Annotated in this window: 31 protein-coding genes; all 31 read right to left on the bottom strand. The window is 55.0% G+C overall.

The genetic code is table 11. The annotated features are described in order from the left end of the window. Positions 1 to 2: 2 nt before the first annotated feature. The 31 genes from rpmD to nusG all read right to left on the bottom strand — a co-directional run bounded on the left by rpmD (position 3) and on the right by nusG (position 24966). Entirely contained in the window at positions 3 to 179 is a 177-nt protein-coding gene (rpmD, locus tag ACA073_RS23505) for a 50S ribosomal protein L30 (RefSeq protein ID WP_003186033.1), read from the bottom strand. A gap of 2 nt (positions 180 to 181) precedes the next feature. Beyond that, positions 182 to 682: a 30S ribosomal protein S5 gene (gene rpsE / locus ACA073_RS23510; RefSeq protein WP_003186035.1), complete on the bottom strand. Its 501-nt coding sequence runs from the start codon at positions 680 to 682 to the stop codon at positions 182 to 184. Between the two features lie 3 nt (positions 683 to 685). Next, complete coding sequence (rplR, locus tag ACA073_RS23515; protein WP_003186037.1) at positions 686 to 1036, bottom strand: 50S ribosomal protein L18; 351 nt, start codon at positions 1034 to 1036, stop codon at positions 686 to 688. A gap of 10 nt (positions 1037 to 1046) precedes the next feature. After that, positions 1047 to 1580, bottom strand: coding sequence for a 50S ribosomal protein L6 (rplF, locus tag ACA073_RS23520; protein WP_003176412.1), 534 nt, complete (start codon positions 1578 to 1580; stop codon positions 1047 to 1049). A gap of 12 nt (positions 1581 to 1592) precedes the next feature. After that, positions 1593 to 1985: a 30S ribosomal protein S8 gene (rpsH, locus tag ACA073_RS23525; protein ID WP_003186040.1), complete on the bottom strand. Its 393-nt coding sequence runs from the start codon at positions 1983 to 1985 to the stop codon at positions 1593 to 1595. A 209-nt stretch (positions 1986 to 2194) separates the two neighbouring features. Further along, entirely contained in the window at positions 2195 to 2500 is a 306-nt protein-coding gene (rpsN, locus tag ACA073_RS23530; RefSeq protein WP_003176414.1) for a 30S ribosomal protein S14, read from the bottom strand. Positions 2501 to 2513: 13 nt separating this feature from the next. After that, positions 2514 to 3053: a 50S ribosomal protein L5 gene (gene rplE, locus ACA073_RS23535; protein ID WP_003210069.1), complete on the bottom strand. Its 540-nt coding sequence runs from the start codon at positions 3051 to 3053 to the stop codon at positions 2514 to 2516. A 22-nt stretch (positions 3054 to 3075) separates the two neighbouring features. Continuing rightward, complete coding sequence (gene rplX, locus ACA073_RS23540; protein WP_003176416.1) at positions 3076 to 3390, bottom strand: 50S ribosomal protein L24; 315 nt, start codon at positions 3388 to 3390, stop codon at positions 3076 to 3078. Positions 3391 to 3401: 11 nt separating this feature from the next. Next, on the bottom strand, positions 3402 to 3770 hold the full coding sequence (rplN, locus tag ACA073_RS23545; protein ID WP_002555479.1) for a 50S ribosomal protein L14: 369 nt from the start codon (positions 3768 to 3770) through the stop codon (positions 3402 to 3404). Positions 3771 to 3793: 23 nt separating this feature from the next. Then, positions 3794 to 4060, bottom strand: a complete 267-nt coding sequence (gene rpsQ / locus ACA073_RS23550) for a 30S ribosomal protein S17 (protein WP_003176419.1) — start codon at positions 4058 to 4060, stop codon at positions 3794 to 3796. A gap of 2 nt (positions 4061 to 4062) precedes the next feature. Beyond that, the gene (rpmC, locus tag ACA073_RS23555) at positions 4063 to 4254 is read right to left on the bottom strand and encodes a 50S ribosomal protein L29 (RefSeq protein WP_008030901.1); all 192 of its coding nucleotides are present in this window, start codon (positions 4252 to 4254) and stop codon (positions 4063 to 4065) included. Further along, the gene (gene rplP, locus ACA073_RS23560) at positions 4254 to 4667 is read right to left on the bottom strand and encodes a 50S ribosomal protein L16 (protein WP_261740739.1); all 414 of its coding nucleotides are present in this window, start codon (positions 4665 to 4667) and stop codon (positions 4254 to 4256) included. Before rplP ends, rpmC begins: the two co-directional genes overlap by 1 nt. 12 nt (positions 4668 to 4679) lie before the next feature. Next, entirely contained in the window at positions 4680 to 5366 is a 687-nt protein-coding gene (gene rpsC, locus ACA073_RS23565) for a 30S ribosomal protein S3 (protein WP_003176422.1), read from the bottom strand. Between the two features lie 13 nt (positions 5367 to 5379). Further along, positions 5380 to 5712 (bottom strand): 50S ribosomal protein L22, encoded by a 333-nt coding sequence (gene rplV / locus ACA073_RS23570; RefSeq protein WP_003103908.1) that lies wholly within the window; start codon positions 5710 to 5712, stop codon positions 5380 to 5382. A gap of 11 nt (positions 5713 to 5723) precedes the next feature. Next, positions 5724 to 5999, bottom strand: a complete 276-nt coding sequence (gene rpsS / locus ACA073_RS23575) for a 30S ribosomal protein S19 (protein WP_002555486.1) — start codon at positions 5997 to 5999, stop codon at positions 5724 to 5726. A 16-nt stretch (positions 6000 to 6015) separates the two neighbouring features. Beyond that, positions 6016 to 6840: a 50S ribosomal protein L2 gene (rplB, locus tag ACA073_RS23580; RefSeq protein ID WP_003210080.1), complete on the bottom strand. Its 825-nt coding sequence runs from the start codon at positions 6838 to 6840 to the stop codon at positions 6016 to 6018. Between the two features lie 14 nt (positions 6841 to 6854). Next, entirely contained in the window at positions 6855 to 7154 is a 300-nt protein-coding gene (rplW, locus tag ACA073_RS23585; RefSeq protein WP_002555488.1) for a 50S ribosomal protein L23, read from the bottom strand. After that, the gene (gene rplD, locus ACA073_RS23590) at positions 7151 to 7753 is read right to left on the bottom strand and encodes a 50S ribosomal protein L4 (protein WP_007896707.1); all 603 of its coding nucleotides are present in this window, start codon (positions 7751 to 7753) and stop codon (positions 7151 to 7153) included. Before rplD ends, rplW begins: the two co-directional genes overlap by 4 nt. Positions 7754 to 7765: 12 nt before the next feature. Continuing rightward, the gene (gene rplC / locus ACA073_RS23595; protein WP_003186059.1) at positions 7766 to 8401 is read right to left on the bottom strand and encodes a 50S ribosomal protein L3; all 636 of its coding nucleotides are present in this window, start codon (positions 8399 to 8401) and stop codon (positions 7766 to 7768) included. An 80-nt stretch (positions 8402 to 8481) separates the two neighbouring features. Beyond that, a complete protein-coding gene (rpsJ, locus tag ACA073_RS23600; RefSeq protein WP_003186070.1) occupies positions 8482 to 8793 on the bottom strand; it encodes a 30S ribosomal protein S10 in 312 nt (103 codons plus the stop codon). Between the two features lie 156 nt (positions 8794 to 8949). Further along, complete coding sequence (gene tuf, locus ACA073_RS23605) at positions 8950 to 10143, bottom strand: elongation factor Tu (protein WP_007896660.1); 1194 nt, start codon at positions 10141 to 10143, stop codon at positions 8950 to 8952. Positions 10144 to 10173: 30 nt separating this feature from the next. After that, on the bottom strand, positions 10174 to 12279 hold the full coding sequence (gene fusA / locus ACA073_RS23610) for an elongation factor G (protein WP_150582440.1): 2106 nt from the start codon (positions 12277 to 12279) through the stop codon (positions 10174 to 10176). A 30-nt stretch (positions 12280 to 12309) separates the two neighbouring features. Beyond that, entirely contained in the window at positions 12310 to 12780 is a 471-nt protein-coding gene (rpsG, locus tag ACA073_RS23615; RefSeq protein ID WP_002555493.1) for a 30S ribosomal protein S7, read from the bottom strand. A gap of 118 nt (positions 12781 to 12898) precedes the next feature. After that, positions 12899 to 13270, bottom strand: coding sequence for a 30S ribosomal protein S12 (gene rpsL, locus ACA073_RS23620; RefSeq protein ID WP_002555494.1), 372 nt, complete (start codon positions 13268 to 13270; stop codon positions 12899 to 12901). Between the two features lie 216 nt (positions 13271 to 13486). Further along, positions 13487 to 17686, bottom strand: coding sequence for a DNA-directed RNA polymerase subunit beta' (gene rpoC, locus ACA073_RS23625; protein ID WP_214379168.1), 4200 nt, complete (start codon positions 17684 to 17686; stop codon positions 13487 to 13489). Positions 17687 to 17750: 64 nt separating this feature from the next. Next, positions 17751 to 21824: a DNA-directed RNA polymerase subunit beta gene (rpoB, locus tag ACA073_RS23630; protein ID WP_461952995.1), complete on the bottom strand. Its 4074-nt coding sequence runs from the start codon at positions 21822 to 21824 to the stop codon at positions 17751 to 17753. A gap of 220 nt (positions 21825 to 22044) precedes the next feature. Then, a complete protein-coding gene (gene rplL / locus ACA073_RS23635; protein ID WP_497399872.1) occupies positions 22045 to 22410 on the bottom strand; it encodes a 50S ribosomal protein L7/L12 in 366 nt (121 codons plus the stop codon). Between the two features lie 80 nt (positions 22411 to 22490). After that, positions 22491 to 22991: a 50S ribosomal protein L10 gene (gene rplJ, locus ACA073_RS23640; RefSeq protein ID WP_007896629.1), complete on the bottom strand. Its 501-nt coding sequence runs from the start codon at positions 22989 to 22991 to the stop codon at positions 22491 to 22493. Positions 22992 to 23189: 198 nt separating this feature from the next. Further along, on the bottom strand, positions 23190 to 23885 hold the full coding sequence (gene rplA / locus ACA073_RS23645) for a 50S ribosomal protein L1 (protein WP_008041297.1): 696 nt from the start codon (positions 23883 to 23885) through the stop codon (positions 23190 to 23192). Continuing rightward, positions 23885 to 24316, bottom strand: coding sequence for a 50S ribosomal protein L11 (gene rplK, locus ACA073_RS23650; protein WP_017341076.1), 432 nt, complete (start codon positions 24314 to 24316; stop codon positions 23885 to 23887). The genes rplA and rplK overlap by 1 nt, the downstream gene beginning before the upstream one ends. 116 nt (positions 24317 to 24432) lie before the next feature. Continuing rightward, positions 24433 to 24966, bottom strand: a complete 534-nt coding sequence (nusG, locus tag ACA073_RS23655; protein ID WP_007896622.1) for a transcription termination/antitermination protein NusG — start codon at positions 24964 to 24966, stop codon at positions 24433 to 24435. Between the last annotated feature and the right edge of the window lie 9 nt (positions 24967 to 24975).

The raw sequence follows: 24975 nt of genomic DNA on the forward strand, positions 1-24975 counted from the left end.
GATTAACCCTCGACACGCAGCATGTAGTAAGCCTTGTTGATCATCCCGCGATTCTCGGGAGTATCAAGTACTTCTACAGTGTGACCGATGCGACGCAGACCCAGACCCTTAACGCACAGTTTGTGGTTAGGGATGCGGCCGGTCATGCTTTTGATCAGCGTAACTTTAACGGTAGCCATGATCAGAAGATCTCCTTGACGCTTTTGCCACGCTTGGCGGCAATGGATTCAGGAGACTGCATAGCTTTCAAACCTTTGAAAGTGGCGTGAACCACGTTTACCGGGTTAGTCGAGCCGTAGCACTTGGCCAGAACGTTCTGAACGCCAGCAACTTCGAGGACAGCACGCATAGCGCCGCCAGCGATGATACCGGTACCTTCAGAAGCAGGCTGCATGTACACCTTCGAAGCGCCATGGGCGGACTTCATTGCGTACTGCAGAGTGGTGCCGTTCAGATCAACTTGGATCATGTTGCGGCGAGCAGCTTCCATTGCCTTCTGGATCGCAGCAGGCACTTCACGCGACTTGCCACGGCCGAAGCCAACGCGCCCTTTACCATCACCAACCACGGTCAACGCGGTGAAAGTGAAGATACGGCCGCCTTTAACGGTTTTGGCTACGCGGTTAACTTGAACCAGCTTCTCGATGTAGCCTTCGTCGCGCTTTTGGTCGTTATTTGACATAACTTAGAACTCCAGCCCAGCTTCACGAGCAGCATCAGCCAGCGCCTTGACGCGGCCGTGGTACTTGAAGCCAGAGCGGTCGAAAGCCACCTGCGAGACGCCAGCGGCTTTAGCACGCGTAGCGACCAGCTGGCCAACCTTAGTGGCCGCGTCGATGTTGCCAGTGGCGCCATCACGCAGTTCTTTATCCAAAGTCGAGGCAGATGCCAGGACTTTGTTGCCGTCGGCCGAAATGACCTGGGCGTAGATGTGCTGCGACGAGCGGAACACGCAGAGACGCACGACTTCGAGTTCGTGCATTTTCAGGCGTGCTTTGCGAGCGCGACGCAGTCGAGTAACTTTTTTGTCGGTCATTTGCTATGCCCTACTTCTTCTTGGCTTCTTTACGACGGACGACTTCGTCCGCGTAGCGCACACCTTTGCCTTTGTACGGCTCTGGTGGACGGAAGTCGCGGATCTCGGCGGCCACTTGACCTACCAGCTGCTTGTCGATGCCCTTGATCAGGATATCGGTCTGGCTAGGAGTCTCAGCGGTGATGCCTTCCGGCAGTTCATAATCCACTGGGTGCGAGAAGCCAAGAGCCAGGTTCAGCACTGTGCCTTTTGCTTGCGCTTTGTAACCAACACCGACCAGCTGGAGCTTGCGCTCGAAGCCTTGGCTTACGCCTTGGACCATGTTGTTTACCAACGCACGAGTGGTACCAGCCATTGCGCGAGTTTGTTGATCGCCATTGCGAGCAGCGAAACGCAGCTCACCAGCTTCTTCAACGATCTCAACGGACGAATGGATGTTCAGTTCGAGAGTGCCCTTGGCACCCTTCACCGAAAGCTGTTGGCCTGCGAATTTGACTTCGACACCGGCTGGCAGCTTAACGGGGTTCTTAGCGACGCGTGACATGCTTATCCCCCCTTAGAACACAGTGCAAAGAACTTCGCCGCCGACACCGGCAGCGCGCGCAGCACGATCCGTCATCACACCTTTGTTGGTGGAGACGATAGACACACCGAGACCGCCACGAACTTTTGGCAGATCATCGACGGACTTGTACTGACGCAGGCCTGGACGGCTAACGCGCTTCACTTCCTCGATGACCGGACGGCCTTCGAAGTACTTCAGCTCGATGGACAGCAGTGGCTTGATTTCGCTGCTGATCTGATAACCCGCAATGTAACCTTCGTCCTTCAGGACTTTGGCAACAGCTACCTTCAAAGTAGAAGATGGCATGCTTACGACGGACTTTTCAGCCATCTGGGCATTACGGATTCGAGTTAGCATGTCCGCTAACGGGTCCTGCATACTCATGGGCTAGACGCTCCTAATACAAAAAAATTAGCCTTGCGGCTACTACTTGTCGCCGAGCTCATCCATGCGGAAAAAGCACGGGCTCAGGCGAGCCGGGTATTCTAGACACACCCCACAAATGAATCAAGCCCCAAAAGGGGCTTGATTCAAGTTCAAGGTCACCGGCGGTCAGGATCTCGCGATCCCGAACGCCGAGACTTTGATAGTGCTTACCAGCTGGCTTTAACCAGACCAGGTACGTCACCACGCATTGCAGCTTCACGCAGCTTGTTACGGCCAAGGCCGAACTTGCGGTAAACGCCGTGTGGACGACCGGTCAGGCGGCAGCGGTTACGCATGCGCGAAGCGCTTGCGTCACGTGGCTGCTTCTGCAGAGCTACTGTAGCTTCCCAACGCGCTTCTGGACTTGCGTTCAGATCAACGATGATAGCTTTCAGTGCTGCACGCTTTTTGGCGTACTTGGCAACCGTGAGCTGACGCTTCAGCTCGCGGTTTTTCATGCTCATCTTGGCCATTTTCCTACTCCAATCAGTTGCGGAACGGGAATTTGAAAGCACGCAACAGGGCGCGACCTTCATCATCGTTCTTGGCAGTGGTGGTCAGGGTAATGTCCAGACCGCGGAGAGCATCGATCTTGTCGTAGTCGATTTCCGGGAAGATGATCTGCTCTTTAACGCCCATGCTGTAGTTACCACGACCATCGAAGGACTTGGCATTCAGGCCGCGGAAGTCGCGGACCCGAGGCAGGGAGATCGACAGCAGACGATCCAGGAATTCGTACATACGCTCACGGCGCAGGGTCACTTTGACGCCGATCGGCCAACCTTCACGGACTTTAAAGCCAGCGATGGATTTCCGAGCGTAAGTCACAACGACTTTCTGGCCGGTGATCTTTTCCAGGTCAGCAACAGCGTGTTCGATGACTTTTTTGTCGCCGATCGCTTCGCCCAGACCCATGTTCAGGGTGATTTTGGTAACGCGCGGAACTTCCATCACGTTCGAAAGCTTAAGTTCTTCCTTAAGTTTCGGAGCGATTTCCTTCCGGTAAATCTCTTTTAGTCGTGCCATGGTCTCATCTACCTAGCAGTGTTCAAGCATCAACCGCTTTTTGGGTCGACTTGAAGACACGAATTTTCTTGCCGTCTTCTACTTTGAAACCAACGCGGTCAGCCTTGTTGGTTTCGCCGTTGAAAATGGCGACGTTAGAAGCATCCAGTGGAGCTTCTTTTTCGACGATACCGCCCTGCACGCCCGACATCGGGTTAGGCTTGGTATGACGCTTAACCAGGTTCAGACCACCAATAACCAAACGGTTATTAGCGAGAACCTTAAGCACCTTACCGCGCTTACCTTTGTCTTTGCCGGCGATCACGATGATCTCGTCGTCACGACGAATCTTTTGCATGTCGGATCTCCTTACAGCACTTCTGGGGCGAGCGAGACGATCTTCATGAACTTCTCAGTACGAAGTTCACGGGTCACTGGCCCAAAGATACGGGTGCCGATCGGCTCTTGCTTGTTGTTCAGAAGAACAGCAGCGTTGCCATCAAAGCGGATAATGGAGCCATCTGCACGGCGTACGCCGTGACGAGTGCGGACTACAACAGCAGTCATCACTTGGCCTTTTTTCACCTTACCGCGAGGAATTGCTTCCTTCACGGTAACTTTGATGATGTCACCGATACCAGCGTAACGACGATGGGAGCCACCCAGCACCTTGATGCACATAACGCGGCGAGCGCCGCTGTTATCGGCCACATCGAGCATGGATTGAGTCTGAATCATATAATTTCTCCGACCCCTAGTCCTTAGACTTCCACAGCGCGTTCGAGAACATCAACCAGCGCCCAAGACTTGGTCTTGGCCAAAGGACGAGTTTCACGAATAGTGACTTTGTCGCCGATGTGGCACTGATTGGTTTCGTCGTGCGCGTGCAGCTTAGTCGAACGCTTAACGTATTTACCGTAGATCGGGTGCTTTACGCGACGCTCGATCAGAACGGTGATGGTCTTGTCCATTTTGTCGCTGACAACACGGCCAGTCAGCGTACGGACGGTTTTTTCGGCTTCAGCCATGATTACTTACCTGCCTGCTGTTTGAGCACAGTCTTCACGCGAGCGATGTCACGCTTAACTTGCCGGAGCAGGTGAGACTGCCCCAACTGGCCAGTTGCTTTCTGCATGCGCAGATTGAACTGGTCGCGCAGCAGGCCGAGCAGTTGCTCGTTAAGCTGCGGCGCGTCTTTTTCACGAAGTTCATTCGCTTTCATCACATCACCGTCCGTTTAACAAAGGCGGTGGCGAGCGGCAGCTTTGCAGCAGCCAGGGCAAAAGCCTCACGCGCCAGCTCTTCAGTAACGCCCTCGATTTCATACAGGACTTTGCCTGGCTGAATCTGGGCAACCCAGTACTCCACGTTACCCTTACCTTTACCCATCCGAACTTCGAGTGGCTTTTTGGAAATAGGCTTGTCCGGGAATACACGGATCCAGATCTTGCCGCCACGTTTAACGTGACGGGTCAGTGCACGACGCGCTGACTCGATCTGACGAGCGGTGAGACGACCACGAGCTACAGACTTCAGCGCATACTCGCCGAAGCTGACTTTGCTACCGCGCAATGCCAGGCCACGGTTGTGACCAGTCATTTGCTTGCGGAACTTCGTACGCTTTGGTTGCAACATTTGGCGTACCCCTTACTTAGCAGCTTTTTTACGAGGCGCTGGTGCTTGTGGTTTCAGCTCTTCTTGGCGACCACCAATTACTTCGCCTTTGAAGATCCAAACCTTTACACCGATCACACCATAAGTGGTGTGAGCTTCGTAGTTGGCATAGTCGATGTCGGCACGCAGGGTGTGCAGTGGCACACGACCTTCGCGATACCATTCAGTACGTGCGATTTCAGCACCGCCGAGACGACCGCTCACTTGGATTTTGATGCCTTTGGCACCAATGCGCATGGCGTTCTGTACAGCGCGCTTCATAGCGCGACGGAACATTACGCGACGCTCCAGCTGCTGAGCTACGCTCTGCGCAACCAACATACCGTCGAGTTCCGGCTTGCGGATTTCTTCGATATTGATGTGCACAGGCACACCCATTTGCTTGGTCAGGTCCTGACGCAGTTTCTCAACATCTTCACCTTTCTTCCCGATAACGATACCTGGACGAGCGGTGTGGATGGTGATACGTGCAGTTTGGGCCGGACGATGGATATCGATACGGCTTACGGACGCGCTTTTTAGTTTGTCTTGGAGATACTCACGCACCTTCAGATCAGCGAACAAATAGTCCGCATAAGTCCGACCGTCTGCGTACCAGACGGAGGTGTGCTCCTTGACGATTCCCAGGCGAATGCCAATGGGATGTACTTTCTGACCCATCTCTTCGACTCCGTTACTTGTCAGCAACCTTGACAGTGATATGGCAAGACCGCTTGACGATGCGATCAGCACGGCCTTTGGCACGTGGCATGATTCGCTTCAGCGAACGCCCTTCGTTGACGAAAACGGTGCTGACTTTAAGGTCATCAACGTCTGCGCCTTCGTTATGCTCGGCGTTGGCTACGGCCGACTCCAGCACTTTCTTCATGATCTCGGCGGCTTTCTTACTGCTGAAAGCCAACAAGTTGAGCGCTTCGCCCACCTTCTTCCCGCGGATCTGGTCGGCGACCAAGCGGGCTTTCTGGGCGGAGATTCGAGCGCCCGACAACTTAGCGGCTACTTCCATTTCCTAACCCCTTAACGCTTGGCTTTCTTGTCAGCCACGTGCCCACGATATGTGCGGGTACCGGCGAACTCGCCCAGTTTGTGGCCGACCATGTCTTCGTTCACGAGAACTGGCACATGTTGACGACCGTTGTGTACTGCGATGGTCAGACCGACCATTTGTGGCAGGATCATCGAACGGCGCGACCAGGTTTTAACTGGTTTGCGATCGTTCTTTTCCGCCGCCACTTCGATCTTCTTCAGTAGGTGAAGATCGATAAAAGGACCTTTTTTCAGAGAACGTGGCACTGTCGTATCCCTCTATTTACTTGCGACGACGGACGATCATTTTGTCGGTACGCTTATTACCACGAGTCTTCGCGCCCTTAGTCGGGAAGCCCCATGGCGATACCGGATGACGACCACCAGAGGTACGACCTTCACCACCACCATGTGGGTGGTCAACCGGGTTCATGGCAACACCACGAACGGTTGGGCGAACGCCACGCCAGCGTTTGGCACCAGCTTTACCCAGCGAACGCAGGCTGTGCTCGGAGTTCGAGACTTCACCCAGGGTCGCGCGGCATTCAGCCAGCACTTTACGCATCTCACCAGAACGCAGACGCAGGGTCACGTAGACACCTTCACGAGCGATCAGCTGAGCCGAAGCACCAGCGGAACGAGCGATTTGTGCGCCTTTACCTGGCTTCAATTCGATGCCGTGTACGGTGCTACCAACTGGAATGTTACGCAGTTGCAGAGCGTTGCCCGGCTTGATCGGCGCCAAAGCACCTGCGATCAGCTGGTCGCCAGCACTCACGCCTTTAGGGGCGATGATGTAGCGACGCTCGCCATCTGCGTACAGCAGCAGAGCGATGTGAGCAGTACGGTTTGGATCGTATTCAATACGCTCGACAGTGGCAGCGATGCCATCTTTGTCGTTGCGACGGAAATCGACCAGACGATAATGCTGCTTATGGCCACCACCAATGTGACGAGTGGTAATACGACCATTGTTGTTACGACCACCAGTCTTCGATTTTTTCTCGAGCAGCGGTGCGTGAGGAGCGCCTTTATGCAGCTCCTGGTTGACCACCTTGACCACAAAACGGCGGCCAGGGGAAGTCGGTTTGCATTTAACGATTGCCATGATGCACCCCTTCCTTACTCAGCACTGCTGCTGAAATCGAGATCTTGGCCTGGCTGAAGGGAGATAACTGCCTTCTTCCAGTCATTACGCTTGCCCAGACCGCGAGCAGTGCGCTTGCTCTTACCCAGAACATTCAGGGTAGTAACACGCTCTACTTTCACGCTGAACAGGCTTTCGACGGCCTTCTTGATTTCCAGCTTGGTTGCGTCAGTTGCAACCTTGAAAACGAACTGGCCTTTCTTGTCAGCCAGAACCGTAGCCTTCTCGGAAACGTGCGGGCCAAGCAGAACTTTAAATACGCGTTCCTGGTTCATCCCAGCAGCTCCTCGAATTTCTTCACGGCCGACACGGTGATCAACACCTTGTCGTATGCGATCAGACTAACTGGATCGGAACCTTGCACGTCACGTACATCAACGTGTGGCAGGTTGCGAGCAGCCAGGTACAGGTTCTGATCAACTACTTCAGACACGATCAAGACGTCAGTCAGGCCCATGCCGGTCAGTTTGTTCAGCAGATCTTTGGTCTTCGGTGCATCAACAGCGAAGTCCTGAACCACAACCAGACGATCAGTACGCACCAGCTCAGCAAGGATGGAACGCATTGCTGCGCGATACATCTTCTTGTTCAGCTTCTGGGTGTGATCCTGAGGACGAGCTGCGAAAGTGGTACCGCCGCCACGCCAGATTGGGCTACGGATAGTACCGGCACGAGCACGGCCAGTACCTTTCTGACGCCATGGGCGCTTACCACCACCACGAACGTCGGAACGGGTCTTTTGCTGCTTGCTACCTTGACGGCCGCCGGCCATGTAGGCCACGACTGCTTGGTGAACCAGCGTCTCGTTGAATTCGCCGCCAAATGTCAGTTCGGAAACTTCGATCGCTTGAGCGTCATTTACATTTAATTGCATGTCAGCTTCCCCTTAACCGCGAGCCTTGGCTGCTGGACGTACAACCAAGTTGCCGCCAGTAGCGCCAGGAACAGCGCCCTTGACCAACAACAGATTGCGTTCAGCGTCCACGCGCACTACTTCGAGGGACTGCACGGTCACGCGCTCAGCGCCCATATGACCGGACATTTTTTTGCCCTTGAATACACGACCAGGAGTCTGGCACTGGCCGATAGAGCCTGGAACGCGGTGGGACACGGAGTTACCGTGGGTATTATCTTGCCCGCGGAAGTTCCAACGCTTGATCGTACCCTGGAAGCCTTTACCTTTGGACTGACCGGTTACATCAACCAGTTGACCAGCGGCGAAGATTTCAGCGTTGATCAGATCGCCGGCCTGGTACTCGCCTTCTTCAAGGCGGAATTCCATTACGGTACGACCAGCGGCAACGTTCGCTTTAGCGAAGTGGCCAGCCTGAGCAGCTGTAACACGCGAAGCACGACGCTCGCCTACAGTGACTTGCACTGCACGATAGCCATCGGTTTCTTCAGTTTTGAACTGGGTGACGCGATTCGGCTCGATCTCAATGACCGTGACCGGAATGGAGACACCTTCTTCGGTGAAAATACGGGTCATACCGCATTTACGACCGACTACACCAATAGTCATGTTGTAAACCTCATGAGTGTACGGGGCTTTCACCCGCTATGGCCGCCCATTTCAGAGCGTTACACGACTAAGACCGAGTCTTAGCCGAGGCTGATCTGCACTTCCACACCGGCCGCAAGATCAAGCTTCATAAGAGCATCAACGGTTTTATCCGTTGGCTGGACGATGTCCAGAACGCGCTTATGAGTACGGATCTCGTACTGGTCACGCGCGTCTTTGTTGACGTGCGGGGAGACCAGAACGGTGAACCGCTCTTTACGGGTAGGCAGTGGAATTGGACCACGCACTTGAGCACCAGTACGTTTCGCGGTTTCCACGATTTCCTGGGTGGATTGGTCGATCAGGCGATGGTCAAAAGCCTTCAACCTGATACGGATTTGCTGATTTTGCATTGGATTTCAGACTCCGGCTGCTATTCCCACCGGGCGCAATACGCCCGTTAAAAGGAGGCGCAATTCTATAGACGCCCCAGATAGGTGTCAACCCAATAAAAAAGCCCCCGCTAAGCGGGGGCTTTTTCAACTCATCAAAGCTTACTCAAAAAGAGCTTACTCGATGATTTTGGCTACGACGCCAGCGCCGACGGTACGACCGCCTTCACGGATAGCGAAACGCAGACCGTCTTCCATTGCGATGGTCTTGATCAGGGTGACAACCATTTTGATGTTGTCGCCCGGCATTACCATTTCAACGCCTTCCGGCAGTTCGCAGTTACCAGTCACGTCAGTCGTACGGAAGTAGAACTGTGGACGGTAGCCTTTGAAGAACGGAGTGTGACGGCCGCCTTCTTCTTTGCTCAGAACGTAGACTTCAGCTTCGAACTTGGTGTGCGGCTTAACCGAACCTGGCTTAACCAGAACCTGGCCACGCTCAACGTCGTCACGCTTGGTACCACGCAGCAGAACGCCGCAGTTCTCGCCAGCACGACCTTCGTCGAGCAGCTTACGGAACATTTCAACACCGGTGCAGGTGGTGACGGTGGTGTCACGCAGACCAACGATTTCCAGTGGATCCTGAACCTTGACGATACCGCGCTCGATACGGCCAGTTACAACAGTACCGCGACCGGAGATCGAGAATACGTCTTCGATTGGCATCAGGAACGGCTTGTCGATAACACGAACTGGATCCGGGATGTAGCTGTCCAGAGTCTCAACCAGTTTACGAACGGCAGTGGTGCCCATTTCGTTGTCGTCTTGGCCGTTCAGAGCCATCAGAGCCGAACCGATGATGATCGGAGTGTCGTCACCTGGGAAGTCGTAAGTGCTCAGCAGATCGCGCACTTCCATCTCAACCAGTTCCAGCAGCTCAGCGTCGTCAACCATGTCAGCCTTGTTCAGGAAGACAACGATGTACGGAACGCCAACCTGACGGGACAGCAGGATGTGCTCACGGGTTTGTGGCATCGGACCATCAGCGGCCGAGCAAACCAGGATAGCGCCGTCCATCTGAGCAGCACCGGTGATCATGTTCTTCACATAGTCAGCGTGACCTGGGCAGTCAACGTGAGCGTAGTGACGGATCAGCGAGTTGTATTCAACGTGCGCGGTGTTGATGGTGATACCACGAGCCTTCTCTTCCGGAGCGCTGTCGATCTTGTCGAAAGCAACAACGGCCGAACCGAAAACTTCGGAGCAAACGCGAGTCAGAGCAGCGGTCAGCGTGGTTTTACCGTGGTCAACGTGACCAATGGTGCCAACGTTGACGTGCGGGAGGGTACGGTCAAATTTTTCTTTAGCCACGACAATTAACTCCTAGCCTAAAGGACTGAATCAGCCTTGTTTTTTGGTAACGGTTTCGACGATGTGCGACGGAGCCGTATTGTATTTTTTGAATTCCATAGAGTAGCTTGCGCGACCTTGGGACATGGAACGAACGTCGGTCGCATAACCGAACATCTCGCCCAACGGAACCTCGGCACGAATTACTTTACCGGAAACCGTATCTTCCATACCCAGGATCATGCCGCGACGACGGTTAAGGTCGCCCATCACGTCACCCATATAGTCTTCAGGTGTAACAACCTCTACTGCCATGATCGGCTCGAGCAACTCACCACCGCCCTTCTGGGCCAGTTGCTTGGTCGCCATGGAAGCAGCCACCTTAAACGCCATCTCGTTCGAGTCGACGTCGTGGTAGGAACCATCAAACACGGTAGCCTTCAGGCCGATCAGCGGATAGCCGGCAACTACGCCGTTCTTCATCTGCTCTTCGATACCTTTCTGGATAGCCGGGATGTATTCCTTAGGAACCACACCACCCACTACTTCGTTCACGAATTGCAGACCTTCCTGACCTTCGTCAGCAGGAGCAAAACGGATCCAGCAATGGCCGAACTGACCACGACCGCCGGATTGACGAACGAACTTGCCTTCGATTTCACAGTTCTTCGTGATGCGCTCACGATAGGAAACCTGAGGCTTACCGATGTTGGCTTCGACGTTGAACTCACGGCGCATCCGGTCAACCAGGATGTCCAGGTGCAACTCGCCCATGCCGGAGATGATCGTTTGACCAGTCTCTTCATCAGTCTTGACGCGGAAAGATGGATCTTCCTGAGCAAGTTTGCCCAGAGCGATACCCATTTTTTCCTGGTCATCCTTGGTCTTAGGCTCTACGGCAACCGAAATAACCGGCTCCGGGAAGTCCATGCGAACCAGGATGATTGGCTTGTCAGCGCTGCACAAGGTTTCACCAGTGGTGACGTCCTTCATGCCGATCAAGGCCGCGATGTCACCAGCGCGTACTTCCTTGATTTCTTCACGGGCGTTTGCGTGCATTTGCACCATACGACCCACGCGCTCTTTCTTGCCCTTAACCGAGTTGATCACGCCGTCGCCGGAGGCCAACACGCCCGAGTAAACGCGGACGAAGGTCAAGGTACCCACGAATGGGTCGGTAGCAATTTTGAAAGCCAGAGCCGAGAACGGCTCGCTGTCATCTGCGTGACGCTCCATTTGCTTTTCCTCGTCATCCGGGTCAGTACCCTTGATGGCAGGAATGTCGGTTGGAGCAGGCAGGTAATCGATAACGGCGTCGAGAACCAGGGGAACACCCTTGTTCTTGAAGGAAGAACCGCAAACAGCCAGAACGATCTCACCAGCGATAGTACGCTGACGCAGAGCGGCCTTGATTTCCGCGTTGGTGAGTTCTTCACCTTCGAGGTACTTGTTCATCAGCTCTTCGCTGGCTTCGGCCGCAGCCTCAACCATGTTGCCGCGCCATTCGTCAGCCAGTTCCTGCAGTTCAGCAGGGATAGGCTTGCGAACTGGAACCATGCCTTTGTCGGAGTCATTCCAGTAAACAGCTTCCATGGCCATCAGATCGATCTGACCCTGGAAGTTGTCTTCGGAACCGATAGCCAACTGGATTGGCACCGGGGTGTGACCCAGACGCTGCTTGATCTGACCGATCACGCGCAGGAAGTTCGCACCAGCACGGTCCATCTTGTTTACGTAAACAAGACGTGGAACGCCGTATTTGTTGGCTTGACGCCATACGGTTTCCGACTGAGGCTCAACACCCGAGGTACCGCAGAACACAACGACCGCGCCGTCGAGAACACGCAGGGAACGCTCAACTTCAATAGTGAAGTCAACGTGGCCCGGGGTGTCGATGACGTTGAAGCGGTATTGGTCTTTGTGCTGCTTCTCGGAACCCTGCCAGAAGGCGGTAATGGCAGCAGAAGTAATGGTAATACCACGCTCCTGCTCCTGAACCATCCAGTCTGTGGTCGCGGCGCCGTCATGCACCTCGCCCATTTTGTGACTTTTGCCAGTGTAAAAAAGGACGCGCTCGGTGGTGGTGGTTTTACCAGCATCCACGTGAGCAACGATACCAATGTTACGGTAGCGATTAATCGGTGTTGTACGAGCCATAAAGCCCTCGCAAAATTAGTGACGCTAAAATTAGAAGCGGTAGTGCGAGAAAGCCTTGTTGGCTTCAGCCATACGGTGCACGTCTTCACGCTTCTTAACTGCAGCACCTTTACCTTCGGCAGCGTCCAACAGTTCGCCAGCCAAACGCAGAGCCATAGACTTCTCGCCGCGCTTACGGGCGAAGTCTACCAACCAGCGCATTGCCAGAGCGTTACGACGGGACGGACGAACTTCAACCGGAACCTGGTAAGTAGCACCGCCTACACGGCGCGACTTTACTTCGACCAGCGGAGCGATGGCGTCGAGAGCTTTCTCGAAGATTTCCAGGGGGTCGCTGTTCTTGCGTTCTTTAACTTTTTCCAGCGCGCCATAAACGATACGCTCGGCAACGGCTTTCTTGCCGCTTTCCATTACGTGGTTCATGAACTTGGCCAGGATCTGGCTGCCGTATTTTGGATCGTCAAGCACTTCGCGCTTGGCTGCTACGCGTCTTCTTGGCATGGATAAGCCCTCAAACGGTCTTCAGGTTCGCTCGGAATCAGTGCCCTTTCGGGACGCCTCCGACCTTACTCTTATCGACTCAGAAAAATAGAAAATCTGTTTTTACAAAAAGCCACTACTACTTAGGCTTCTTGGTACCGTACTTCGAACGACCCTGGTTACGACCTTTAACGCCGGAAGTATCCAAAGAACCGCGAACGGTGTGGTAACGAACACCTGGCAAGTCTTTTACACGGCCGCCACGGATCAGTACGACGCTGTGCTCTTGCAGGTTGTGGCCTTCACCGCCGATGTACGAGGAAACCTCGAAACCGTTGGTCAGACGCACACGGCATACTTTACGCAGTGCCGAGTTAGGTTTTTTCGGCGTGGTGGTATACACACGGGTGCATACGCCACGACGTTGCGGGCAGTTCTGCAGCGCAGGCACGTCGGATTTCTCGACGATACGCTTACGCGGCTGACGTACCAGCTGGTTGATAGTTGCCATCTACTAGCTCCACTGTTGTCTTGCGACGCTATTGTCTTGCAAGAAAAGCAAAATGGCAGGAACGAATTCCCGCCAAATTTAGGGGTACAAGAGTCTAAAGAGGATCTTGTCCCCAGTCAAGGCAAGGCCCCGACCTTCCCGCTCATCCAACCTCGACAAATTGTCTTGATTCGATGAACGGAACGACCGGGGCCTTACGCTCATTTATCGCAGAACTCAGTTACCGCTCGAGTTCAGCGCTTCGGTCAGTGCAGCTTCCACTTCACTGGCGCTTACGCGCAACGGTTTGTCAGCATCACGACGGCGTTTACGCTCGCTGTGATAAGCCAGACCGGTACCCGCCGGGATCAGACGACCCACGACAACGTTTTCTTTCAGGCCGCGCAGATAATCGCGCTTGCCGGTTACCGCCGCTTCGGTCAGTACGCGAGTGGTTTCCTGGAAGGAAGCCGCCGAGATGAACGATTCGGTAGACAACGACGCCTTGGTGATACCCAACAGCACGCGAGTGAACTTGGAAACGAATTTCTCGTCGCCAGCCAGACGCTCGTTCTCTACCAGAACGTGAGTCAACTCCATCTGGTCGCCCTTGATGAAAGTCGAGTCGCCGGATTCAGCGATTTCAACTTTACGCAGCATCTGACGCAGGATGGTCTCGATGTGCTTGTCGTTGATCTTCACGCCTTGCAGACGATAAACGTCCTGGATCTCGTTCACGATGTACTTGGCCAGCGCACTTACACCCAGCAGACGCAGGATGTCGTGTGGATCGCTCGGACCGTCGGAGATAACTTCGCCGCGGTTTACCTGTTCGCCTTCGAAGACGTTCAGGTGGCGCCACTTCGGAATCAGCTCTTCGTACGGATCAGTACCGTCGTTCGGAGTGATAACCAGACGGCGCTTGCCTTTGGTCTCTTTACCGAATGCGATGGTGCCGCTGACTTCAGCCAGAATCGAGGCTTCTTTCGGACGACGGGCTTCGAACAAGTCGGCAACACGCGGCAGACCACCGGTGATGTCACGGGTCTTCGAAGTCTCTTGCGGAATACGAGCGATAACATCACCGATCGCGATTTTCGCACCGTCCGCAACACCGACCAGGGCGTTGGCTGGCAGGAAGTACTGAGCGATAACGTCAGTGCCTGGCAGCAACAGATCCTTGCCGTTGTCATCAACCATCTTCACAGCAGGACGGATATCTTTACCGGCAGCTGGACGGTCTTTGGCGTCGAGTACTTCAATGTTGGTCATACCGGTCAATTCGTCAGTCTGACGCTTGATCGTGATGCCTTCTTCCATGCCCACGTAGGTCACGGTACCTTTCATTTCGGTAACGATCGGGTGAGTGTGCGGATCCCACTTGGCCACGATTGCGCCAGCGTCGACCTTGTCACCTTCTTTAACCGAAATCACAGCACCGTACGGCAGCTTGTAGCGCTCGCGCTCACGACCGAAGTCATCAGCGATTGCCAGCTCACCGGAACGGGACACAGCAACCAGGCAACCATCCACTCGCTCAACGTGCTTCAGGTTATGCAGACGGACGGTACCGCCATTCTTCACCTGAACGCTGTCGGCTGCGGAGGTCCGGCTTGCCGCACCACCGATGTGGAACGTACGCATGGTCAGCTGGGTACCCGGCTCACCGATGGACTGGGCAGCGATAACGCCGACCGCTTCACCGATGTTCACCTGGTGACCACGAGCCAGGTCACGGCCGTAGCACTTGGCGCAAATGCCATAGCGGGTTTCGCAGCTGATCGGCGAACGCACGATCACTTCGTCGATGCTGTTCAGCTCGATGAACTCGACCCACTTCTCGTCTACCAGCGTGCCGGCAGGAACGATAACTTCTTCGGTACCTGGCTTGAACACGTCACGGGCGATGACACGACCCAATACGCGCTCACCCAGCGGCTCAACAACGTCACCGCCCTCAATGTGCGGAGTCATTACCAGGCCGTGCTCGGTGCCGCAATCGATCTCGGTCACAACCAGATCCTGCGCCACGTCTACCAGACGACGAGTCAGGTAACCGGAGTTCGCAGTTTTCAACGCGGTATCCGCCAGACCTTTACGAGCACCGTGAGTCGAGATGAAGTACTGAAGTACGCTCAAACCTTCACGGAAGTTCGCAGTAATCGGCGTTTCGATGATGGAACCGTCCGGCTTGGCCATCAGGCCACGCATACCGGCGAGCTGACGGATCTGCGCTGCAGAACCCCGTGCGCCCGAGTCGGCCATCATGTACATCGAGTTGAAGGATTCCTGGTCGACTTCGACGCCATGACGGTCGATGACTTTCTCTTTCGAGAGGTTGGCCATCATTGCCTTGGAAACTTCGTCGTTCGCCTTGGACCAAAGGTCGATCACTTTGTTGTACTTCTCGCCCTGGGTTACCAGGCCGGAAGCGTACTGACTTTCGATCTCTTTCACTTCATCAGTAGCAGCATTGATGATGCGGGCTTTTTCATCCGGGATAACGAAGTCGTTAACACCGATGGAAACGCCGGAGATGGTCGAGTAAGCAAAACCGGTGTACATCAACTGGTCAGCGAAGATAACGGTCTCTTTCAAACCAACCACGCGGTAGCACTGGTTGATCAGCTTGGAGATCGCCTTTTTCTTCATCGGCTGGTTGACGACGTCGTACGACAGGCCAGGTGGAACAACCTGGAACAACAGCGCACGGCCGACAGTGGTGTCGACGATACGAGTGTTCTTGACGCTGCCACCGTCACGATCGTTTACGGTTTCGTTGATCCGCACTTTGACTTTGGCGTGCAGTGCGGCTTCGCCGGCACGGAACACACGGTCAACTTCCTGCAGATCCGCGAACACACGACCTTCGCCCTTGGCGTTGATCGCTTCACGAGTCATGTAGTACAGACCCAATACAACGTCCTGCGACGGAACGATGATTGGCTCACCGTTGGCTGGCGACAGAATGTTGTTGGTCGACATCATCAACGCACGCGCTTCCAACTGGGCTTCCAGTGTCAGCGGTACGTGCACGGCCATTTGGTCGCCGTCGAAGTCGGCGTTGTACGCAGCACAGACCAGAGGGTGCAGCTGGATAGCCTTGCCTTCGATCAGTACCGGTTCAAACGCCTGGATACCCAGACGGTGAAGGGTCGGTGCACGGTTGAGGAGAACCGGGTGTTCGCGAATGACTTCAGCGAGAACGTCCCAAACTTCCGGCAGTTCGCGCTCGACCATCTTCTTGGCAGCTTTGATGGTGGTAGCGAGACCACGCATTTCCAGCTTGCCGAAAATGAACGGCTTGAACAGCTCGAGAGCCATTTTCTTCGGCAGGCCGCACTGGTGCAGACGCAGGGTCGGACCTACGGTAATTACCGAACGACCGGAGTAGTCAACACGCTTACCGAGCAAGTTCTGACGGAAACGACCCTGCTTACCCTTGATCATGTCAGCCAGGGATTTCAGAGGACGCTTGTTGGAACCGGTGATAGCGCGGCCACGACGACCGTTGTCGAGCAGTGCGTCGACAGCTTCCTGCAACATACGCTTTTCGTTGCGCACGATGATGTCCGGAGCGGACAGATCGAGCAGACGCTTCAAGCGGTTGTTACGGTTGATCACTCGACGATACAGATCGTTGAGGTCGGAAGTCGCGAAGCGACCGCCATCCAGCGGGACCAGTGGACGCAGATCTGGCGGCAGAACCGGCAGAACGGTCAGCACCATCCATTCTGGAAGGTTGCCGGAACCCTGGAAGGCTTCCATCAACTTCAGACGCTTGGACAGCTTCTTGATTTTGGTTTCGGAGTTGGTTTGCGGAATTTCTTCACGCAGACGGCCAATCTCGTGTTCCAGGTCGATAGCGTGCAGCAGTTCGCGGACAGCTTCGGCACCCATGCGGGCATCGAAATCGTCGCCGAACTCTTCCAGCGCTTCGAAGTACTGCTCGTCGTTCAGCAGCTGACCTTTTTCAAGGGTGGTCATGCCTGGATCGATAACGACATAGCTCTCGAAGTAGAGAACGCGTTCGATATCACGCAGGGTCATGTCCATCAGCAAGCCGATACGCGACGGCAGCGATTTCAGGAACCAGATGTGGGCAACTGGCGAGGCCAGTTCGATGTGCGCCATGCGCTCACGACGAACTTTAGCCAGCGCGACTTCAACGCCGCACTTCTCGCAGATCACACCACGGTGCTTCAAGCGCTTGTACTTACCGCACAGGCACTCGTAATCCTTTACCGGGCCAAAGATCTTGGCGCAGAACAGGCCGTCACGCTCAGGTTTGAACGTACGGTAGTTGATGGTTTCCGGCTTTTTAACTTCACCGAACGACCACGAACGGATCATCTCAGGCGATGCCAATCCGATACGGATGGCGTCGAACTCTTCGACTTGACCCTGGTTTTTCAGCAAATTCAGTAGGTCTTTCAAGGCCTTTCCTCCTGGCGGAGCAGAGAGCGGGCAATCCTGCCCCGCTCTCGATTCGCGTCACGTGTTATTCGGTTTCCAGATCGATATCGATGCCGAGGGAACGAATTTCCTTGATCAACACGTTGAAGGACTCGGGCATGCCCGGCTCCATACGGTGATCGCCATCCACGATGTTTTTGTACATCTTGGTACGGCCGTTCACATCGTCCGACTTCACTGTGAGCATTTCTTGCAGAGTGTAAGCAGCACCGTATGCTTCCAGTGCCCAGACCTCCATCTCCCCGAAACGCTGACCACCGAACTGCGCCTTACCACCCAGCGGCTGCTGGGTAACCAGGCTGTACGAACCGGTAGAACGAGCGTGCATCTTGTCGTCTACCAAGTGGTTCAGCTTCAGCATGTACATGTAGCCAACAGTAACCGGGCGCTCGAACTTGTTGCCGGTACGGCCGTCGGTCAGCTGCATCTGGCCGCTTTCTGGCAGGTCTGCCAGTTTCAGCATGGCCTTGATTTCGCTTTCCTTGGCACCGTCGAACACTGGAGTGGCCATTGGAACGCCGCCACGCAGGTTCTTCGCCAGATCCAGGATTTCCTGGTCGGAGAAGCTATCCAGATCTTCGTTACGACCGCCGATCTCGTTGTAGATCTCGTGCAGGAACTTGCGAAGCTCGGCGACTTTGCGCTGCTCTTCGATCATCCGGTTGATCTTCTCACCCAGACCTTTAGCCGCGAGGCCGAGGTGGGTTTCAAGGATCTGACCAACGTTCATACGCGAAGGTACGCCCAACGGGTTGAGGACGACGTCGACCGGGGTGCCATTGGCATCGTGCGGCATGTCTTCAACCGGCATGATCACGGAGACCACACCTTTGTTACCGTGACGACCGGCCATCTTGTCGCCCGGCTGGATGCGGCGACGGATTGCCAGGTAAACCTTGACGATTTTCAGCACGCCTGGAGCCAGGTCATCGCCCTGCTGCAGTTTGCGCTTCTTGTCTTCGAACTTGTCGTCCAGCAGACGGCGGCGATCAACGATGTAGGCCTGAGCCTTCTCGAGTTGCTCGTTCAGAGCATCTTCAGCCATGCGCAGTTTGAACCACTGACCATGCTCAAGACCGTCGAGAACTTCGTCGGTGATTTCCTGACCTTTCTTCAGACCGGCGCCGCCTTCGGCTTTGTGGCCGACCAGAGCGGAACGCAGACGTTCGAAAGTGGCGCCTTCAACGATACGGAACTCTTCGTTCAGGTCCTTGCGGATCTCGTCGAGTTGAGTCTTCTCGATCGACAGTGCACGAGCATCACGCTCAACGCCGTCGCGGGTGAAGACCTGTACGTCGATGACAGTACCTTTGGTGCCGGTAGGCACACGCAGGGAGGTGTCTTTAACGTCGCTGGCTTTTTCACCGAAGATGGCACGCAGCAGTTTTTCTTCCGGCGTCAGTTGGGTCTCGCCTTTCGGAGTGACCTTACCAACCAGGATGTCGCCTGCGCCTACTTCAGCACCTACGTAAACGATACCGGCTTCGTCCAGTTTGTTCAGTGCAGCTTCACCCACGTTCGGGATGTCTGCAGTGATTTCCTCTGGCCCAAGCTTGGTGTCACGTGCCACACAGGTCAGTTCCTGGATGTGGATCGTGGTGAAGCGATCTTCCTGAACCACACGCTCGGACAGGCAGATGGAGTCTTCGAAGTTGAAGCCGTTCCATGCCATGAACGCGATGCGCATGTTCTGACCGAGAGCCAGTTCACCCATGTCGGTGGACGGACCGTCAGCCATGATGTCGCTGCGCTGAACCCGATCACCCTTACGCACCAGCGGACGCTGGTTGATGCAGGTGTTCTGGTTGGAGCGGGTGTATTTGGTCAGGTTGTAGATGTCGACACCAGCTTCGCCGGTTTCAACTTCGTCATCAGCAACACGAACCACGATACGGCTTGCGTCGACGGAATCGATAACGCCGCCACGACGAGCCACGACGCAAACGCCGGAGTCACGAGCTACGTTACGCTCCATGCCGGTACCGACCAGCGGCTTGTCAGCACGCAGGGTTGGTACAGCTTGACGCTGCATGTTCGAACCCATCAACGCACGGTTGGCGTCATCGTGCTCGAGGAACGGGATCAGCGACGCTGCAACCGAAACTACCTGCTTCGGCGATACGTCCATCAAGGTGACGTCTTCCGGCGCCTTGACGGTGAACTCGTTCAGGTGACGAACAGCTACCAGTTCGTCGATCAGGACTTTCTTGTCGTTCATCGTGGCCGAAGCCTGAGCGATCACGTGATCAGCTTCTTCGATGGCGGACAGGAACACGATCTCGTCGGTGACCAGAGCGTCTTTCACCACACGGTACGGGCTCTCGAGGAAGCCGTACTGGTTGGTGCGCGCATAGGCGGCCAAGGAGTTGATCAGACCGATGTTCGGGCCTTCCGGCGTTTCAATCGGGCATACACGACCGTAGTGAGTCGGGTGTACGTCACGAACTTCAAAGCCAGCACGCTCACGAGTCAAACCGCCAGGGCCGAGTGCAGACACACGACGCTTGTGGGTGATCTCGGACAGCGGGTTGTTCTGGTCCATGAACTGGGACAGCTGGCTGGAACCGAAGAACTCTTTCACCGCCGCAGCCACTGGCTTGGCGTTGATCAGGTCTTGCGGCATCAGGCCTTCGCTTTCAGCCATCGACAGACGCTCTTTGACCGCACGCTCAACACGTACCAGGCCAACGCGGAACTGGTTCTCGGCCATTTCGCCTACGCAGCGAACACGACGGTTACCCAAGTGGTCGATGTCATCGACGATGCCTTTACCGTTGCGGATGTCGACCAGAGTCTTCAGTACCGCGACGATGTCTTCTTTGCACAACACGCCTGAACCTTCGATCTCGGTACGACCGATACGACGGTTGAACTTCATCCGGCCGACCGCAGACAGGTCATAGCGCTCAGGGCTGAAGAACAGGTTGTTGAACAGAGTCTCGGCAGCGTCTTTGGTTGGCGGCTCGCCTGGACGCATCATGCGATAGATCTCGACCAGCGCTTCCAATTGGTTGCTGGTGGAGTCGATCTTCAGTGTGTCGGAGACGAACGGACCGCAGTCGATGTCGTTGGTGTACAGAGTTTCGATGCGGACAACCTGAGCCTTGGCGATTTTTGCCAGGATCTCGGTGTTCAGCTCGGTGTTGCACTCTGCCAGGATTTCGCCGGTTGCCGGATGCACGATGACCTTGGCGGTAGTGCGACCCAGGACGTAGTCCAGAGGCACTTGCAGCTCTTTGATCCCTGCTTTTTCCAGCTGGTTGATGTGGCGAGCAGTAATACGACGACCTTGCTCGACAATAACCTTGCCTTTGTCATCCAGGATATCCAGGACAGCAATTTCACCACGCAGGCGCTGAGGCACCAGTTCCAGGCTGAGGTTTTCACCCTGCACGTGGAAGACGTTGGTGGTGTAGAACGCATCCAGCACTTCTTCAGTGGTATAGCCCAGCGCGCGCAGCAGTACCGATGCAGGCAGCTTGCGACGACGGTCGATACGCACGAACACGCAGTCTTTCGGGTCGAACTCGAAGTCCAGCCACGAACCGCGGTAAGGAATGATGCGCGCGGAGTACAGCAGTTTGCCGGAGCTGTGCGTCTTGCCACGGTCGTGGTCGAAGAACACGCCCGGGGAACGGTGCAGCTGGGAAACGATTACACGCTCGGTACCGTTGATTACGAAGGTACCGTTCTCAGTCATCAGGGGGATTTCACCCATGTAGACTTCTTGCTCTTTGATGTCCTTGATCGCTTTGTTCGACGATTCTTTGTCGAAAATGATCAGGCGCACTTTTACCCGCAAAGGTACGGCGTAAGTTACACCGCGCAATACGCATTCTTTGACATCAAATGCCGGTTCGCCCAGGCGATAACCGACGTACTCCAGCGCAGCATTGCCGGAGTAGCTGATGATCGGGAAAACGGATTTGAAGGCCGCATGCAGGCCCACGTCGCGGAACTGATCTTTAGTCGCTCCCGCTTGCAAGAATTCACGATACGAATCCAGCTGGATGGCCAGGAGGTACGGCACATCCATGACGTCCGGCAACTTGCTAAAGTCCTTGCGGATACGTTTTTTCTCAGTATATGAGTAAGCCATCAGCGTTCCCCAGCTTGGTCACCTGCTTGTTTGGCCCCTCCCGACGGGAGCAGCCAGAAAATCGTGCAAACCCCATGGTTTGCGCCACCGCATCGGGTGGTTACAGCTCGTTACCAGCACCGACCCAGTCGGTTGCCAATAACGGAAAAAGGCCGGTGGCAAGAGCCACCAGCCATCAGCCTTTCGCTTTACGCTTGGGCTGGAGGTGCAAAGTCGATGCTTACTTCAGCTCGACTTTAGCGCCTGCTTCTTCCAGAGTGGCTTTTGCTTTGTCAGCTGCGTCTTTCGAAACAGCTTCCAGAACGATGCCAGGAGCGCCGTCAACTACTGCCTTGGCTTCTTTCAGGCCCAGACCGGTCAGTTCACGTACAGCCTTGATCACGTTAACTTTCTTCTCGCCAGCTTCGGTCAGCATGACGTTGAATTCAGTTTGTTCTTCAACAACGGCAGCAGCAACAGCTGGACCAGCGGAAGCAGCGGCAGCGGAAACGCCGAACTTCTCTTCCATGGCCTTGATCAGCTCAACGATTTCCAGAACGGATTTTTCGCCGATTGCTTCGATGATTTGGTCGTTAGTCAGAGACATGACTATAAATTCCTGTATTGGGGTGACAGCCTACGCGGCCATCGAAATAAACAATAAACGCTGAAAGGAGTCGCTCAGCCTTAGGCTGCGGCAGCTTCTTTCTGGTCGCGAAGGGCCGCCAGAGTACGAGCCAATTTGCTGGTTGCGCCTTGAATCACGCTCATCAGCTGAGAAATTGCTTCGTCACGGGTCGGCAGACTTGCCAGTACGTCGATCTGATTAGCTGCGAGGAACTTGCCCTCGAACGCAGCTGCCTTGATCTCGAACTTATCCTGACCTTTTGCGAATTCTTTGAAGATACGAGCAGCAGCGCCCGGATGTTCTTTAGAGAATGCAATCAAGGTCGGGCCAGTGAACACGTCGTTGAGCACGTCATATTGAGTGCCAGCAACGGCGCGCTTGAGCAGGGTGTTACGTACAACACGTACGTAAACGCCAGCTTCACGAGCCTCTTTACGGAGTCCGGTCATAGCGCCTACTGTCACACCGCGGGCATCAGCCACAACAGCAGACAGGGCAACATTGGCAGCCTCGTTGACTTCAGCGACGATGGCCTTCTTGTCTTCGAGTTTAATTGCCACGGGTTTAACTCCTGCTTGTTACCGTTTCATCCAACCGGAGCCGGATGTCGTTTTGGTGTCTGATTCGGTAAGGAACCGGGAGCACCATCTGCGTAGGCTTGAGGTTTAAGACTTGCGTCGCCTACGGTCTTGGATAGCCCCCGCCAGGCAGGGACCCCAATCTTTCAATTGGCGCAATCGCTTGCGCCAATCTGTGTCTTACGCGTCGAGCGAGCTTTGGTCGATGACCAGACCTGGGCCCATAGTGGTGCTCAGGGTAACGCGCTTGACGTAAATGCCTTTCGAGGAAGCTGGCTTGATACGCTTCAGATCAGCGATCAGGGCTTCAACGTTTTCCTTCAGCTTGACGGCGTCGAAGCCGATCTTGCCAACGGAAGTGTGGATGATGCCGTTCTTGTCGGTGCGATAACGAACCTGACCAGCCTTGGCGTTTTTAACCGCGGTAGCTACGTCTGGGGTTACGGTGCCGACTTTAGGGTTAGGCATCAGGCCACGTGGACCGAGGATCTGACCCAACTGACCAACAACGCGCATTGCATCCGGGGATGCGATAACTACGTCATAGTTCAGGTCGCCGCCTTTCATTTCGGCAGCCAGGTCGTCCATACCTACACGGTCAGCGCCGGCAGCCAGAGCGGCCTCAGCAGCTGGACCCTGGGTGAACACAGCAACGCGAACAGTCTTGCCAGTGCCGTGTGGCAGCACGGTAGCGCTACGAACGACCTGGTCGGATTTACGCGGGTCAACACCCAGGTTCACAGCAACGTCGAACGACTCGCTGAACTTTACAGTCGACAGCTCAGCCAGCAGAGCAGCAGCGTCTACAAAGTTGTAGGACTTGCCTGCTTCGATTTTGCCGGCGATAGCCTTTTGACGCTTGGTCAACTTAGCCATTACACACCCTCCACGTTAAGGCCCATGCTACGAGCAGAACCGGCGATGGTACGCACGGCCGCTTCCATATCAGCTGCAGTCAGATCCGCGTTTTTAACTTTCGCGATATCTTCCAGCTGAGCACGAGTCACGGTGCCAACCTTAACGGTGTTCGGACGAGCGGAGCCGCTAGTCAGACCGGCCGCCTTCTTCAGCAGAACCGAAGCAGGGGTGGATTTGGTTTCGAAAGTGAAGCTACGGTCGCTGTAGACAGTGATGATCACTGGAGTCGGCAGACCTGGCTCAATACCCTGAGTACGGGCGTTGAAAGCCTTGCAGAACTCCATGATGTTCACGCCGTGCTGACCCAGAGCAGGACCAACAGGTGGGCTTGGGTTAGCCTGAGCGGCCTTCACTTGCAGCTTGATGTAAGCGGTAATCTTCTTGGCCATGAGGCACTCCAATTACGGGTTCGAACGCCTCGAAAGGCTCCCCGGTTACTTGCGCGTTTATCCCAGTGACGACAAAACCCCACAGCCTAGGCTGCGGGGTTGGGATGCTTGTCCAGCTAGACCTTTTCGACCTGACTGAACTCGAGCTCTACCGGAGTAGAGCGACCGAAAATGAGCACTGCCACTTGGATTCGGCTCTTTTCGTAGTTAACTTCTTCAACCGTACCGGTAAAATCGGCAAACGGCCCGTCGTTGACACGTACCGACTCGCCAGGCTCGAACAACGTCTTCGGCTTCGGCTTGTCGCTACCGTCAGCAACACGACGCAGAATCGCTTCTGCCTCTTTATCAGTGATTGGCGCAGGCTTATCAGCGGTACCGCCGATGAAACCCATCACCCGAGGAGTATCCTTGACCAAGTGCCAAGTACCCTCATTCATGTCCATCTGAACCAGCACATAACCTGGGAAGAACTTGCGCTCGCTTTTGCGTTTCTGGCCATTACGCATTTCAACCACTTCTTCAGTGGGAACCAGAATCTCGCCAAAGCCATCTTCCATGCCAGCCAGCTTTACGCGCTCGACCAACGAGCGCATGACATGCTTCTCGTAACCGGAGTAAGCATGCACAACGTACCAACGCTTAGCCACGGGACACCC

The organism is Pseudomonas sp. LBUM1670 (assembly GCF_059695695.1).

Bases quoted from the DNA above. Each gene is read 5' to 3' on its own strand.
- rpmD (WP_003186033.1), bottom strand. From the start codon at position 179: ATGGCTACCGTTAAAGTTACGCTGATCAAAAGCATGACCGGCCGCATC.
- rpsE (WP_003186035.1), bottom strand. From the start codon at position 682: ATGTCAAATAACGACCAAAAGCGCGACGAAGGCTACATCGAGAAGCTG.
- rplR (WP_003186037.1), bottom strand. From the start codon at position 1,036: ATGACCGACAAAAAAGTTACTCGACTGCGTCGCGCTCGCAAAGCACGC.
- rplF (WP_003176412.1), bottom strand. From the start codon at position 1,580: ATGTCACGCGTCGCTAAGAACCCCGTTAAGCTGCCAGCCGGTGTCGAA.
- rpsH (WP_003186040.1), bottom strand. From the start codon at position 1,985: ATGAGTATGCAGGACCCGTTAGCGGACATGCTAACTCGAATCCGTAAT.
- rpsN (WP_003176414.1), bottom strand. From the start codon at position 2,500: ATGGCCAAGATGAGCATGAAAAACCGCGAGCTGAAGCGTCAGCTCACG.
- rplE (WP_003210069.1), bottom strand. From the start codon at position 3,053: ATGGCACGACTAAAAGAGATTTACCGGAAGGAAATCGCTCCGAAACTT.
- rplX (WP_003176416.1), bottom strand. From the start codon at position 3,390: ATGCAAAAGATTCGTCGTGACGACGAGATCATCGTGATCGCCGGCAAA.
- rplN (WP_002555479.1), bottom strand. From the start codon at position 3,770: ATGATTCAGACTCAATCCATGCTCGATGTGGCCGATAACAGCGGCGCT.
- rpsQ (WP_003176419.1), bottom strand. From the start codon at position 4,060: ATGGCTGAAGCCGAAAAAACCGTCCGTACGCTGACTGGCCGTGTTGTC.
- rpmC (WP_008030901.1), bottom strand. From the start codon at position 4,254: ATGAAAGCGAATGAACTTCGTGAAAAAGACGCGCCGCAGCTTAACGAG.
- rplP (WP_261740739.1), bottom strand. From the start codon at position 4,667: ATGTTGCAACCAAAGCGTACGAAGTTCCGCAAGCAAATGACTGGTCAC.
- rpsC (WP_003176422.1), bottom strand. From the start codon at position 5,366: ATGGGTCAGAAAGTACATCCCATTGGCATTCGCCTGGGAATCGTCAAG.
- rplV (WP_003103908.1), bottom strand. From the start codon at position 5,712: ATGGAAGTAGCCGCTAAGTTGTCGGGCGCTCGAATCTCCGCCCAGAAA.
- rplB (WP_003210080.1), bottom strand. From the start codon at position 6,840: ATGGCAATCGTTAAATGCAAACCGACTTCCCCTGGCCGCCGTTTTGTG.
- rplW (WP_002555488.1), bottom strand. From the start codon at position 7,154: ATGAACCAGGAACGCGTATTTAAAGTTCTGCTTGGCCCGCACGTTTCC.
- rplD (WP_007896707.1), bottom strand. From the start codon at position 7,753: ATGCAATTAAATGTAAATGACGCTCAAGCGATCGAAGTTTCCGAACTG.
- rplC (WP_003186059.1), bottom strand. From the start codon at position 8,401: ATGACTATTGGTGTAGTCGGTCGTAAATGCGGTATGACCCGTATTTTC.
- rpsJ (WP_003186070.1), bottom strand. From the start codon at position 8,793: ATGCAAAATCAGCAAATCCGTATCAGGTTGAAGGCTTTTGACCATCGC.
- fusA (WP_150582440.1), bottom strand. From the start codon at position 12,279: ATGGCTCGTACAACACCGATTAATCGCTACCGTAACATTGGTATCGTT.
- rpsG (WP_002555493.1), bottom strand. From the start codon at position 12,780: ATGCCAAGAAGACGCGTAGCAGCCAAGCGCGAAGTGCTTGACGATCCA.
- rpsL (WP_002555494.1), bottom strand. From the start codon at position 13,270: ATGGCAACTATCAACCAGCTGGTACGTCAGCCGCGTAAGCGTATCGTC.
- rpoB (WP_461952995.1), bottom strand. From the start codon at position 21,824: ATGGCTTACTCATATACTGAGAAAAAACGTATCCGCAAGGACTTTAGC.
- rplL (WP_497399872.1), bottom strand. From the start codon at position 22,410: ATGTCTCTGACTAACGACCAAATCATCGAAGCAATCGGCGAAAAATCC.
- rplA (WP_008041297.1), bottom strand. From the start codon at position 23,885: ATGGCTAAGTTGACCAAGCGTCAAAAGGCTATCGCCGGCAAAATCGAA.
- rplK (WP_017341076.1), bottom strand. From the start codon at position 24,316: ATGGCCAAGAAGATTACCGCTTACATCAAGCTGCAAGTGAAGGCCGCT.